The organism is Leclercia sp. S52, assembly GCF_039727615.1.
Lineage (GTDB): Bacteria > Pseudomonadota > Gammaproteobacteria > Enterobacterales > Enterobacteriaceae > Enterobacter > Enterobacter adecarboxylatus_B.
Genome location: NZ_CP152474.1, coordinates 4,349,132 through 4,360,815, shown reverse-complemented (window position 1 = coordinate 4,360,815; position 11,684 = coordinate 4,349,132). Strand labels below are relative to the sequence as shown.

Annotated in this window: 14 protein-coding genes and 1 pseudogene; 11 read left to right on the top strand and 4 right to left on the bottom strand. The window is 54.8% G+C overall.

What is annotated here, in order from left to right:
* Window positions 1-3 precede the first annotated feature (3 nt).
* Window positions 4-991, bottom strand: a pseudogene (kdsD, locus tag AAHB66_RS20915) (arabinose-5-phosphate isomerase KdsD).
* A gap of 13 nt (window positions 992-1,004) precedes the next feature.
* Complete coding sequence (locus AAHB66_RS20910) at window positions 1,005-1,982, bottom strand: calcium/sodium antiporter (protein WP_347114395.1); 978 nt, start codon at window positions 1,980-1,982, stop codon at window positions 1,005-1,007.
* A 229-nt stretch (window positions 1,983-2,211) separates the two neighbouring features.
* Between AAHB66_RS20910 and mlaF the strand changes: the two genes are divergently transcribed.
* The 7 genes from mlaF (at window position 2,212) to murA (ending at window position 7,002) form a co-directional block, all read left to right on the top strand.
* A complete protein-coding gene (gene mlaF, locus AAHB66_RS20905; protein ID WP_032614468.1) occupies window positions 2,212-3,024 on the top strand; it encodes a phospholipid ABC transporter ATP-binding protein MlaF in 813 nt (270 codons plus the stop codon).
* Between the two features lie 7 nt (window positions 3,025-3,031).
* Complete coding sequence (gene mlaE / locus AAHB66_RS20900) at window positions 3,032-3,814, top strand: lipid asymmetry maintenance ABC transporter permease subunit MlaE (RefSeq protein ID WP_347114394.1); 783 nt, start codon at window positions 3,032-3,034, stop codon at window positions 3,812-3,814.
* 4 nt (window positions 3,815-3,818) lie between these two features.
* Window positions 3,819-4,379 carry an outer membrane lipid asymmetry maintenance protein MlaD gene (gene mlaD, locus AAHB66_RS20895; protein WP_347114393.1) on the top strand — a complete coding sequence of 187 codons (561 nt, stop codon included), beginning with the start codon at window positions 3,819-3,821 and terminating at the stop codon, window positions 4,377-4,379.
* A gap of 3 nt (window positions 4,380-4,382) precedes the next feature.
* Window positions 4,383-5,018, top strand: a complete 636-nt coding sequence (gene mlaC, locus AAHB66_RS20890; protein WP_106994829.1) for a phospholipid-binding protein MlaC — start codon at window positions 4,383-4,385, stop codon at window positions 5,016-5,018.
* The gene (mlaB, locus tag AAHB66_RS20885; protein ID WP_347114391.1) at window positions 5,018-5,311 is read left to right on the top strand and encodes a lipid asymmetry maintenance protein MlaB; all 294 of its coding nucleotides are present in this window, start codon (window positions 5,018-5,020) and stop codon (window positions 5,309-5,311) included. Before mlaC ends, mlaB begins: the two co-directional genes overlap by 1 nt.
* 125 nt (window positions 5,312-5,436) lie before the next feature.
* Entirely contained in the window at window positions 5,437-5,691 is a 255-nt protein-coding gene (gene ibaG, locus AAHB66_RS20880; protein ID WP_032614457.1) for a BolA family iron metabolism protein IbaG, read from the top strand.
* Between the two features lie 51 nt (window positions 5,692-5,742).
* Window positions 5,743-7,002 (top strand): UDP-N-acetylglucosamine 1-carboxyvinyltransferase, encoded by a 1,260-nt coding sequence (gene murA, locus AAHB66_RS20875; RefSeq protein ID WP_347114390.1) that lies wholly within the window; start codon window positions 5,743-5,745, stop codon window positions 7,000-7,002.
* A gap of 61 nt (window positions 7,003-7,063) precedes the next feature.
* On the opposite strand, the gene sfsB is transcribed toward murA, so the two are convergent.
* Window positions 7,064-7,351, bottom strand: a complete 288-nt coding sequence (gene sfsB / locus AAHB66_RS20870; protein ID WP_262662021.1) for a DNA-binding transcriptional regulator SfsB — start codon at window positions 7,349-7,351, stop codon at window positions 7,064-7,066.
* Between the two features lie 229 nt (window positions 7,352-7,580).
* On the bottom strand, window positions 7,581-8,552 hold the full coding sequence (gene ispB, locus AAHB66_RS20865; protein WP_347114388.1) for an octaprenyl diphosphate synthase: 972 nt from the start codon (window positions 8,550-8,552) through the stop codon (window positions 7,581-7,583).
* Window positions 8,553-8,808: 256 nt separating this feature from the next.
* Here ispB and rplU point away from each other — a divergent pair, with 256 nt between their 5' ends.
* The 4 genes from rplU to cgtA all read left to right on the top strand — a co-directional run bounded on the left by rplU (window position 8,809) and on the right by cgtA (window position 11,649).
* Window positions 8,809-9,120 (top strand): 50S ribosomal protein L21, encoded by a 312-nt coding sequence (gene rplU / locus AAHB66_RS20860; protein ID WP_106994824.1) that lies wholly within the window; start codon window positions 8,809-8,811, stop codon window positions 9,118-9,120.
* Window positions 9,121-9,139: 19 nt separating this feature from the next.
* Complete coding sequence (rpmA, locus tag AAHB66_RS20855) at window positions 9,140-9,397, top strand: 50S ribosomal protein L27 (protein WP_007673187.1); 258 nt, start codon at window positions 9,140-9,142, stop codon at window positions 9,395-9,397.
* 96 nt (window positions 9,398-9,493) lie between these two features.
* The gene (locus tag AAHB66_RS20850; RefSeq protein WP_337017607.1) at window positions 9,494-10,477 is read left to right on the top strand and encodes a DMT family transporter; all 984 of its coding nucleotides are present in this window, start codon (window positions 9,494-9,496) and stop codon (window positions 10,475-10,477) included.
* Window positions 10,474-11,649 (top strand): Obg family GTPase CgtA, encoded by a 1,176-nt coding sequence (cgtA, locus tag AAHB66_RS20845; RefSeq protein ID WP_333853409.1) that lies wholly within the window; start codon window positions 10,474-10,476, stop codon window positions 11,647-11,649. The genes AAHB66_RS20850 and cgtA overlap by 4 nt, the downstream gene beginning before the upstream one ends.
* Window positions 11,650-11,684 lie beyond the last annotated feature (35 nt).

Below are 11,684 nucleotides of genomic sequence, written 5' to 3'. Positions count from 1 at the left end.
TCATTACACTACGCCTGCGCGCAGCAGATCATGCATATGTACCACACCCAGCAACTGGTCGCCATCAGCAACCATAACGGAGGTGATATTGCGGGACTGCATCAGGTTCAACACTTCGACGGCAAGCGTGCCGGGGCGCACCCGGATCCCCCCCGGTCGTCATCACATCGGCGATACCCAGCTTGCGGACATCGCCCCCCATATCAAATACGCGGCGCAGGTCGCCGTCGGTGAAGATCCCTTCGATTATCATCTGGTCGTTGCAGATGACGGTCATGCCGAGATTTTTACGGGTAATTTCCAGCAGCGCATCGCGCAGGGAGGCCTCTTTGCTGACGTGCGGAATTTCAGCCCCGGTGTGCATGATATCATTCACTCGCAGCAGCAGTTTACGTCCCAGCGCGCCGCCCGGATGGGAGAGGGCAAAGTCTTCGGCGGTAAAGCCGCGGGCTTCGAGCAGGGCGACGGCCAGCGCATCGCCCATCACCAGCGCGGCGGTGGTGCTGGAGGTCGGTGCCAGCCCCAGCGGGCAGGCCTCTTTCGGCACTTTAACGCACAGATGGATATCCGCGGCGCGCGCCATGCTGCTCTCAGGGCGGCTGGTAATACAGATGAGGGGAACGTGGAGTCGCTTCAGCACCGGGATCAGTGCCAGGATTTCATTTGATTCGCCCGAGTTCGATAGCGCGATGACGATATCCTGCGCCGAAACCATCCCGAGGTCACCGTGGGCCGCTTCACCGGGGTGAACGAAAAAGGCGGTGGTGCCAGTGCTGGCGAAGGTGGCCGCCATTTTCCGGCCAATGTGCCCGGATTTGCCCATTCCCATCACCACGACTTTACCGGTGCAGTGGAAAAGCTTCTCACACGCGCGGCTAAAATCCTGATTAATGTATTGATCTAACTGCGCCAGACCTTCACGTTCTATCTCCAGAACTTGTATTCCTGCTTTCTGAAAGTCAAAACCCGGCTGCAATTCTATTTGCGACATAATGCGTTTCCGTTTACCCAGAGAGAAGAGGCGAGAGCCAGTACAGCATCGCCATCCATACGATAAATCCCACCGTCAGCAGGGCACCTGCACCCTGACCAATCTGCCTTTTACGCCGCCAGCAGAGCAGGGCGAAGATAGCGCTGACTAACACCATCACCCCATAATCCCGGCTGAACGCGAGCGGATTAAACGCGCCGGGGGCGATCAGGGCCGGCAGACCCAGCACAATGGCGATATTGAAAATGTTAGAACCGATGATATTGCCAATCGCCATGTCATCTTCGCCTTTACGCGCGCCGGCTATCGCCGTGGCCAGCTCAGGCAGACTGGTGCCAATGGCAATCACCGTCAGGCCAATGGTTAATTCGCTCATGGCGAAGTAATTGGCCAACACAGTGGCGTTATCAACGATCATCTGCGTCGCCATCGGCATGATGATTAACGCCACGCCCAGCCAGAGCAGCGCAACGGGTAAATTCCCCTCACGCGGCAGTTCGGCAACCTGCTCGCGTGTCAGGGAGTCATTGCCCTGCTTCTCGGCCGCCCGGGCCAGCTTAACGATGTAAAACAGCCAGATGATCGCCAGCGCCAGCAGGAAAATGCCATCGCTGAGGGTTAACTGCCCGTCATATAACACGTAACCGGCCAGCAGACTGACAATTAACATTAGCGGTAATTCGCGCCGCAGAACATCAGAATGCACGCGAAATGGATGCAGCAGTGCAGCGAGGCCCAGGATGAGTAAGATATTGACGATGTTGGAGCCAATGGCCGTCCCCACGGCGAGATCCACCTGATCGTGCAGCGACGCGGCGACGGAGACAATGATCTCCGGCAGAGAGGTACCCACGCTGACCACGGTCATCCCAATAATTAGTGGGGGAATGCCCAATAAACGACACAGGATTGATGCGGAGAACACCAGACGGTCGGCACTGTAGACCACCAAAAGTAAACCAATTATTAACAGTGCCGTTGCAAGAAGCATCAAAAGTCCTTTCTTCAGGTATACTCGCCGGTCCACCGAGAAAAAATCTCTGCCGCTGCATACTGTCTGTAGACGTAACGTATTCCTAATTTTGACTTTATGCGTTGTAAAAGTAAAACAAATGCCAGCTTTCGCTTACCTGCAGAGGTAATATTCTGTAAAAATGTTGGGTTTGCGGCGAAATCAGGCATCAAGCTGATCCTGAACCGGCAATAGAAAGGAAATGTACATGAGCCTGAATGGGGCGAATATAGTCGATGTCCGTGGCGTCAGCTTCACGCGCAGCAGCCGGGTCATTTTTGACAACATCTCTCTCACCGTGCCTCGCGGTAAAATCACCGCCATCATGGGGCCCTCCGGCATTGGTAAAACGACGTTACTGCGCCTGATTGGCGGGCAGATCCCCCCGAGCCAGGGCGAGATCCTCTTTGACGGCGAGAATATTCCGGCAATGTCCCGCTCGCGCCTCTATACGGTGCGTAAACGCATGAGCATGCTTTTTCAGTCCGGGGCGCTTTTTACTGACATGAATGTCTTCGATAATGTCGCCTATCCGCTGCGTGAGCATACTCACCTGCCGCCGGAACTGTTAAAAAGCACCGTGATGATGAAGCTCGAGGCCGTCGGCCTGCGTGGCGCAGCGAAACTGATGCCTTCCGAACTCTCTGGCGGTATGGCCCGTCGTGCGGCGCTGGCGCGCGCGATCGCGCTGGAACCCGATCTGATCATGTTCGATGAGCCGTTCGTCGGCCAGGATCCCATCACCATGGGCGTGCTGGTCAAACTGATTTCGGAACTGAACAGCGCGCTGGGCGTGACCTGTATTGTGGTCACCCACGACGTACCCGAAGTGCTGAGCATTGCCGACTACGCCTATATCGTGGCGGATAAAAAAATTGTGGCGCACGGTAGCGCGCAATCATTACAGAGCAACAGCGATGCGCGTGTCCGTCAGTTCCTTGACGGCATTGCAGATGGCCCCGTGCCGTTCCGTTATCCGGCGGGCGATTATCATAAAGATTTACTGGGAATAGGGAGTTAAGCCACTCATGCTGTTAAATGCGTTGGCCGCTCTCGGACACCGTGGCATAAAAACCATCAGGACGTTCGGGCGTGCCGGGTTGATGTTATTCAATGCGCTGTTCGGGAAACCGGAATTCCGCAAACATGCCCCTCTGCTGGTACGCCAGCTGTATAATGTCGGCGTGCTGTCGATGCTCATTATCATCGTCTCCGGCGTCTTTATCGGGATGGTGCTGGGGCTGCAGGGGTATCTGGTGCTCACCACCTACAGTGCGGAAACCAGCCTCGGAATGCTGGTGGCGCTCTCCCTGTTGCGTGAGCTGGGCCCGGTGGTCGCTGCGCTGTTGTTCGCCGGTCGTGCCGGTTCGGCGCTGACGGCGGAAATCGGTCTGATGCGCGCCACCGAGCAGCTCTCCAGTATGGAAATGATGGCCGTGGATCCGCTGCGTCGGGTGATTGCGCCGCGCTTCTGGGCGGGCATGATCTCGCTGCCGTTGCTGACTATCCTGTTTGTTGCGGTCGGGATCTGGGGCGGATCGATGGTTGGCGTGCACTGGAAAGGAATCGATGCCGGTTTCTTCTGGTCTGCGATGCAAGGTGCGGTTGACTGGCGTCTGGATCTGGTTAACTGCCTGATTAAAAGCGCGGTATTTGCCGTGACGATCGCCTGGATTGCGCTGTTCAACGGCTACGATGCCATCCCGACGTCTGCCGGTATCAGCCGGGCAACCACCCGCACTGTTGTTCATTCGTCGCTGGCCATACTGGCTCTGGATTTTGTGCTCACCGCACTGATGTTTGGGAAATGAGTTCATGCAAACGAAAAAAGTAGAAATTTGGGTAGGCGTATTTGTCTTGCTGGCACTGCTGGCCGCACTGTTTTTAAGCTTCAAAGTGGCGGATGTCACGACTATCCGCACCGAGCCGACATACCGTATTTATGCCACCTTCGATAATATCGGCGGCCTGAAAAGCCGTTCTCCGGTACGTATTGGCGGGGTAGTAGTAGGGCGTGTGGCTGATATCACTCTCGACGAGAAAACCTATCTGCCGCGCGTCGCGCTGGATATTGAAGAGCGCTACAACAACATTCCGGATACCAGCTCCCTGTCTATCCGTACCTCCGGCCTGTTAGGTGAACAATACCTGGCGCTGAACATCGGTTTTGAAGATCCCGAACTGGGAACGACTATCCTTAAGGACGGTGGCGTCATTCAGGATACGAAGTCAGCCATGGTGCTGGAAGATATGATTGGTCAGTTCCTTTACAACAGCAACAGTAAAGGGGGGGACGAGAATCAAGCTGCTCAGACACCTGCGCAGAGTGACATTACGCCGCCTGTTGGCACGACGAATTCATCTCAGGAGAAGTAATTCATGATTAAACGACTATTAATGGTTGCCATGCTGATGATTGCCCCTTTGACTGCCGCTAACGCAGCCGATCAGAGCAATCCCTATCAACAGATGAATGAGGCGGCTAAGAAAACCTTCGATCGCCTTAAAAACGAGCAGCCGAAAATTCGTTCCAATCCCGACTACCTGCGCGATGTGGTCGATCAGGAGCTGCTGCCGTACGTACAGGTAAAATATGCCGGCGCCCTGGTGCTCGGTCGTTACTACAAAGACGCAACGCCAGCGCAGCGTGATGCCTATTTTGCTGCGTTCCGTGAATACCTGAAGCAGGCGTACGGTCAGGCTTTGGCGATGTACCATGGCCAGACCTATCAGATTGCGCCGGAACAGCCGCTGGGCTCTGCCACCATCCTGCCTATCCGCGTGACCATCGTTGATCCGAACGGTCGTCCGCCAGTGCGTCTGGATTTCCAGTGGCGTAAGAACAGCCAGAACGGTAACTGGCAGGCTTACGACATGATTGCCGAAGGCGTCAGCATGATCACCACCAAGCAGAACGAATGGAGCGACCTGCTGCGTACCAAGGGCATTGATGGTCTGACCGCACAGCTGAACAGCATCTCGCGTCAGAAAATCACCCTGGACGAGAAAAAATAATGACGTCGCAGCTCAGCTGGACCCGCGAGGGTGAGACATTGTTACTCACTGGCGAGCTGGATCAGGATTATCTGAATCCTCTGTGGGATGCGCGTCATGAAGCCATGCAGGGGATCTCCTGTATCGACCTTGGCGGCATCTCCCGTGTGGATACGGCGGGCGTTGCGCTGCTGGTGCATCTGGTAGCGGCAGGCAAAGGGCAGGGCAAGCAGGTGACGCTTGCAGGTGTCAGCGACAACGTCATCACCCTGGCGCAGCTCTATAACCTGCCGGAAGACGTATTGCCTCGCTAATTTTTTCAGTACGTTACTATCAAAAGCCCCGACTGTTTCATCGTCGGGGCTTTTTGCTTGTTTAAGACCGCGCCACTTTGCTCTAAGATGTTGGGCTTGTTTTCACACCAGATGATAGAGATCCCATGGAAAATCATGAAATCCAGACCGTGCTGATGAACGCACTTGCCCTCCAGGAAGCCCACGTCTCCGGCGACGGCAGCCATTTTCAGGTTATTGCTGTGGGAGAGATCTTTGACGGCATGAGCCGCGTGAAAAAACAGCAGGCTGTTTATGCGCCGCTGATGGAATATATCGCGGATAATCGCATCCATGCCCTGTCTATCAAGGCGTTCACCCCGACTGAGTGGGCACGCGATCGCAAACTAAACGGTTTTTGAGCTGAGGGTGATTTGCCCGCAGCACGGTTGAATTCATACAGAGAGTAAATCATGGACAAATTTCGTGTTCAGGGGCCTACGCGTCTCCAGGGCGAAGTCACAATTTCCGGCGCCAAAAACGCCGCGCTGCCGATCCTCTTCGCCGCACTGCTTGCGGAAGAGCCGGTAGAGATCCAGAACGTCCCGAAACTGAAAGACATTGATACCACCATGAAGCTGCTCGGTCAGCTGGGTACCAAGGTGGAGCGTAATGGATCCGTGTGGATCGACGCCAGCAACGTGAATAACTTCTCCGCGCCGTACGACCTGGTGAAAACCATGCGTGCTTCTATCTGGGCGCTGGGTCCGCTGGTGGCCCGTTTTGGTCAGGGTCAGGTCTCTTTGCCGGGCGGCTGCGCTATTGGCGCGCGTCCGGTCGATCTGCATATTTTCGGTCTTGAGAAGCTGGGTGCCGAGATCAAGCTGGAAGAGGGCTACGTTAAAGCCTCTGTCAATGGCCGCCTGAAGGGCGCGCATATCGTGATGGATAAGGTGAGCGTTGGCGCCACCGTCACCATCATGTCTGCGGCAACGCTGGCAGAAGGCACCACTATCATCGAGAACGCCGCGCGCGAGCCAGAGATTGTGGACACCGCGAACTTCCTGAATACGCTGGGCGCGAAGATCACCGGCCAGGGTACCGACCGTATCACCATCGAAGGCGTTGAGCGCCTGGGCGGCGGTGTGTATCGCGTTCTGCCTGACCGTATCGAAACCGGGACCTTCCTGGTCGCGGCGGCCATCTCCGGCGGTAAAATCGTCTGCCGTAACGCCCAGCCTGATACCCTGGATGCAGTCCTGGCCAAGCTGCGCGATGCCGGTGCGGACATCGAAATTGGTGAAGACTGGATCAGCCTGGACATGCACGGTAAGCGTCCTAAGGCTGTGAACGTGCGTACTGCTCCACATCCGGCCTTCCCGACCGATATGCAGGCGCAGTTCACCCTGCTGAACCTGGTGGCAGAAGGGACTGGCTTCATTACCGAAACCATCTTCGAAAACCGCTTTATGCACGTACCGGAGCTGATCCGTATGGGCGGGCATGCTGAGATCGAAAGCAACACTGTGATCTGTCATGGCGTAGAAAAACTGTCCGGTGCGCAGGTGATGGCGACGGATCTGCGTGCATCTGCGAGCCTGGTGCTGGCGGGCTGTATTGCGGAAGGTACGACGCTGGTGGACCGTATTTATCACATCGATCGCGGCTATGAACGTATCGAAGATAAACTGCGTGCACTGGGTGCAAATATTGAGCGTGTGAAAGGCGAGTAATCGTTAAGGCAGCCCCCTGCCATCTTGACCGGGGGGGTTGCTGGTCCCGTTTAAAGGAGCGTCATTGTTGGCGCTCTTTTTGTTTTCTGCTCTGGCGCATCATGCGCGTTCTGTCGACAAATTCGTGGGTTAGCGGGTCATGGTAGCGTGATGGCCAAATCACCCAGGGATCGGTACCTAACGCCGTTGCAATGATCAGCTCTCCCTTCGGCCAGGGGCGCGTCAGCGCGTTTGCCAGGGTGGATGAACTGAGGCCATTACGGCGGGATTCTGCAGCCAGTGATGTTCCCTTTTTGCGCAGCGCGGCAATAATATCGGCCGAGTGCCAGTCGATAAATTTCTTATCCATTCAGCGGTCCCTCTGTTCTGGTACGTTCACGTCATTTCAATTAAATGACGTATTTACTATACCTTCTTCGAACAGCGGTTCTAAAAAGTTCGCGTTACTGGAAGCAACATTCAGATTTTGCCAGGGCTTTAATCATGAGGCCTGTAAGCGGATTCTTTAACAACGTTATGGATATTATTTGGAACTTACCGGAACTCTCTTTTCATGAAAAAGAGAGTTCCTGGGTTCCTTATCGATCGCGCTGAACAGCAATATGCGCGAGACCGATCAGGGCGTCTCGCCAAGGGCTGTCAGGGATGACCTGAAGTGCGACTATGGCTTTATCCGCTTCTTCCTCGGCACGCTGACGCGTCCATTCCAGGGAGCCACAGGTTGCCATTGCTTCCAGTACTGGTTCCAGAAGGTGTCGGCCGTTTCCTTGCTCAATGGCTTCGCGGATCAGGTTTGCCTGCTCAGGGGTGCCGTTACGCATGGCGTGCAGTAGCGGAAGCGTCGGTTTGCCCTCATTGAGGTCATCACCGACGTTTTTGCCCAGCGTTTCGCCATCAGCGCTGTAATCGAGCAGATCGTCGATCAGCTGGAAGGCGGTGCCCAGGTAGCGGCCATAATCCTGCAGACCACGTTCCTGCGCCTCAGAACAGCCGGCAAGAATACCGGAGCACTGGGCCGCAGCCTCAAACAGACGGGCGGTTTTGCTGTAGATCACCCGCATGTAGTTCTCTTCGGTGATGTCCGGGTCGTTGACGTTCATGAGCTGCAGAACTTCGCCTTCCGCGATAACGTTCACCGCTTTGGACATCACTTCCAGGACCTTCAGCGAGCCGAGGCTGGTCATCATCTGGAAGGCACGGGTATAGATAAAATCACCGACCAGCACGCTGGCAGCATTGCCAAACGCCGCGTTGGCGGTGGCTTTGCCACGACGCATATCGGACTCATCGACAACGTCATCATGCAGCAGCGTGGCGGTATGAATAAATTCGATCAGCGCCGCAATAGTGACGTGCGCATTGCCCTGATAGCCTACCGCGCGAGCGGCCAGCACAGCGATCATCGGACGGATGCGTTTGCCCCCGCCGCTAACGATGTAGTAACCCAACTGATTGATTAGGGAAACGTCAGAGTCGAGCTGTTCCAGGATCGCTGCATTTACACCCGCCATATCTTGCGCGGTTAACTCATTGATTTTTTCTAAATTCATCGCAAAAGCCGGGCTTATAGTCCTGTTTTCCACATTTCAAATGGGCTAACGTAGGGTTCGGTTTATCAATAGTAGCGCTGATTGTACTGAAAAAACGCCTCAGATAAACGTTACCGTACGTGTTGTGTTTTTTTTCTTCATGTATTGACGGTAGCACTTGTCAAAGGCTCGCGTTTTGCGTAATATTCGCGCCCTATTGTGAATATTTATAGCGCACTCTGAATCACACGAGGATGTGCGCGGAAGCGGAGTTTATATGTACGCGGTTTTCCAAAGTGGTGGTAAACAACACCGAGTAAGCGAAGGTCAGACCGTTCGCCTGGAAAAGCTGGACATCGCAACTGGCGAAGCTGTTGAGTTCGCTGAAGTTCTGATGATCGCAAACGGTGAAGAAGTCAAAATCGGCGTTCCTTTCGTTGATGGCGGCGTTATCAAAGCTGAAGTTGTTGCTCATGGTCGTGGCGAGAAAATTAAGATCGTTAAGTTTCGTCGTCGTAAACACTACCGTAAGCAGCAGGGCCACCGTCAGTGGTTCACTGATGTGAAAATTACTGGCATCAGCGCCTAAGACCTGAGGAGAGATTTAAATGGCACATAAAAAGGCTGGCGGCTCCACACGTAACGGTCGCGATTCAGAAGCTAAACGCCTTGGCGTTAAGCGTTTCGGTGGCGAAACTGTTCTGGCGGGTAGCATCATCGTTCGTCAGCGTGGCACTAAGTTCCACGCGGGTAACAACGTAGGTTGCGGTCGTGACCACACTCTGTTTGCTAAAGCAGACGGTAAAGTGAAATTTGAAGTTAAAGGCCCGAACAACCGTAAATACATCAGCATTGTTGCTGAGTAAGGTTTTCTCGGTCCGGTAACGGATTAAAGCCCCGCAACGTGTTGCGGGGCTTTTTACATTGGAAACCCGGTAATTTTTTCTGTAGGGAAAACGGGCATGAAGCAGCAGGCCGGCATTGGTATTCTTTTGGCGCTCACTACCGCAATGTGCTGGGGTGCTCTGCCAATTGCAATGAAGCAGGTACTGGAAGTGATGGAGCCGCCGACGGTGGTGTTCTACCGCTTTCTGATGGCCGGTATAGGGTTGGGAACGATCCTTGCGATCAAAGGTAAGCTTCCCCCGCTGCGCATCTTTCGTAAACCGCGCTGGCTGGTAATGCTGGCGATTGCGACGGGTGGCCTGTTTGGCAACTTCATTCTGTTCAGTTCTTCCCTGCAATACCTCAGCCCTACGGCCTCGCAGGTCATCGGCCAGCTCTCACCGGTCGGCATGATGGTGGCCAGCGTCTTCATCCTCAAAGAGAAGATGCGTGGCACGCAGATTATCGGGGCGCTGATGCTGCTCTGCGGTCTGGTGTTGTTCTTCAATACCAGTCTGATAGAGATATTTACCCGCCTGACGGATTACACCTGGGGTGTGATTTTCGGCGTGAGTGCAGCGGCGGTGTGGGTAAGTTATGGCGTCGCGCAAAAGGTGTTATTGCGCCGTCTGGCGTCACAGCAGATCCTGTTTTTGCTGTACACTTTATGTACTATTGCACTGTTGCCGCTGGCGAAACCGGGAGTGATTACCCAGTTAAGCGACTGGCAGCTGGCGTGTTTGATCTTTTGTGGTCTGAATACGTTAGTCGGCTATGGCGCGCTGGCAGAAGCGATGGCGCGCTGGCAGGCAGCGCAGGTAAGCGCACTGATTACGCTGACCCCGCTGTTTACGCTGTTATTTTCAGATTTATTATCAATGGCCTGGCCCGATTTCTTCGTCAAACCGATGTTAAACCTGTTGGCTTATCTCGGTGCGTTTGTCGTGGTTGCGGGCGCGATGTATTCCGCCATTGGTCATCGTCTTTGGGGACGTTGGCGCAAAAATGAAGCGGTTGTAGTGTCCCCCGCTCAGGCGAATGATTTACGGAGAGTAAAATGAAGTTTGTTGATGAAGCAACGATCCTGGTCGTGGCAGGTGATGGCGGTAATGGTTGCGTAAGCTTCCGCCGAGAAAAATACATTCCACGTGGCGGCCCTGACGGCGGCGACGGCGGCGACGGCGGTGACGTATGGCTTGAAGCCGACGAAAACCTTAACACCCTGATCGACTACCGTTTCGAGAAAGCTTTCCGCGCAGAGCGTGGCCAGAACGGCCAGAGCCGTGACTGTACCGGCAAACGCGGTAAAGATGTCAGCGTAAAAGTGCCGGTCGGGACGCGTGTTATCGATCAGGGCACGGGCGAAACCATGGGCGATATGACCAAACACGGTCAGCGTCTGATGGTCGCAAAAGGCGGCTGGCACGGCCTGGGCAACACCCGCTTCAAATCCTCCGTGAACCGTTCCCCGCGTCAAAAAACGATGGGTACGCCGGGTGATAAGCGCGATCTGCAGCTTGAGCTGATGCTGCTGGCAGACGTTGGGATGCTGGGGATGCCGAATGCCGGTAAATCCACCTTCATCCGCGCGGTTTCTGCGGCCAAGCCGAAAGTGGCTGACTATCCGTTTACCACTCTGGTGCCAAGCCTCGGCGTGGTGCGTATGGACACCGAGAAGAGCTTCGTCGTAGCCGATATCCCGGGTCTGATCGAAGGCGCCGCGGAAGGGGCTGGTTTAGGGATCCGCTTCCTGAAACACCTTGAGCGCTGCCGCGTTCTGCTGCACCTCATCGATATCGATCCGATCGACGGTTCCGATCCGGTAGAAAACGCCCGCATCATTATTGGCGAGCTGGAAAAATACAGCGATAAGCTGGCTGCTAAGCCGCGCTGGCTGGTCTTCAACAAGATCGACCTGATGGACAAAGAAGAAGCCGAAGCGAAGGCGAAAGCCATTGCTGAAGCGATGGGCTGGGAAGATAAATACTATCTCATCTCCGCTGCAAGCCAGATGGGCGTGAAAGATCTGTGCTGGGACGTGATGACCTTCATCATCGAGAACCCGGTTACGCAGGCAGAAGAGGCGAAACAGCCTGAGAAAGTCGAATTCATGTGGGATGACTACCACCGTCAGCAGCTTGAAGAGCAGACGGAAGAAGAAGACGACGAAGACTGGGATGACGACTGGGACGAAGACGACGAAGAAGGCGTCGAATTCATCTACAAGCGTTAAGACCGTCAATGGCCCCCTTATCAAGGGGGGTTTTT

Bases quoted from the DNA above. Each gene is read 5' to 3' on its own strand.
- mlaC (WP_106994829.1), top strand. From the start codon at position 4,383: ATGATTAAACGACTATTAATGGTTGCCATGCTGATGATTGCCCCTTTG.
- rplU (WP_106994824.1), top strand. From the start codon at position 8,809: ATGTACGCGGTTTTCCAAAGTGGTGGTAAACAACACCGAGTAAGCGAA.
- murA (WP_347114390.1), top strand. From the start codon at position 5,743: ATGGACAAATTTCGTGTTCAGGGGCCTACGCGTCTCCAGGGCGAAGTC.
- ispB (WP_347114388.1), bottom strand. From the start codon at position 8,552: ATGAATTTAGAAAAAATCAATGAGTTAACCGCGCAAGATATGGCGGGT.
- rpmA (WP_007673187.1), top strand. From the start codon at position 9,140: ATGGCACATAAAAAGGCTGGCGGCTCCACACGTAACGGTCGCGATTCA.
- mlaF (WP_032614468.1), top strand. From the start codon at position 2,212: ATGAGCCTGAATGGGGCGAATATAGTCGATGTCCGTGGCGTCAGCTTC.
- AAHB66_RS20910 (WP_347114395.1), bottom strand. From the start codon at position 1,982: ATGCTTCTTGCAACGGCACTGTTAATAATTGGTTTACTTTTGGTGGTC.
- mlaD (WP_347114393.1), top strand. From the start codon at position 3,819: ATGCAAACGAAAAAAGTAGAAATTTGGGTAGGCGTATTTGTCTTGCTG.
- ibaG (WP_032614457.1), top strand. From the start codon at position 5,437: ATGGAAAATCATGAAATCCAGACCGTGCTGATGAACGCACTTGCCCTC.
- cgtA (WP_333853409.1), top strand. From the start codon at position 10,474: ATGAAGTTTGTTGATGAAGCAACGATCCTGGTCGTGGCAGGTGATGGC.
- sfsB (WP_262662021.1), bottom strand. From the start codon at position 7,351: ATGGATAAGAAATTTATCGACTGGCACTCGGCCGATATTATTGCCGCG.
- AAHB66_RS20850 (WP_337017607.1), top strand. From the start codon at position 9,494: ATGAAGCAGCAGGCCGGCATTGGTATTCTTTTGGCGCTCACTACCGCA.
- mlaB (WP_347114391.1), top strand. From the start codon at position 5,018: ATGACGTCGCAGCTCAGCTGGACCCGCGAGGGTGAGACATTGTTACTC.
- mlaE (WP_347114394.1), top strand. From the start codon at position 3,032: ATGCTGTTAAATGCGTTGGCCGCTCTCGGACACCGTGGCATAAAAACC.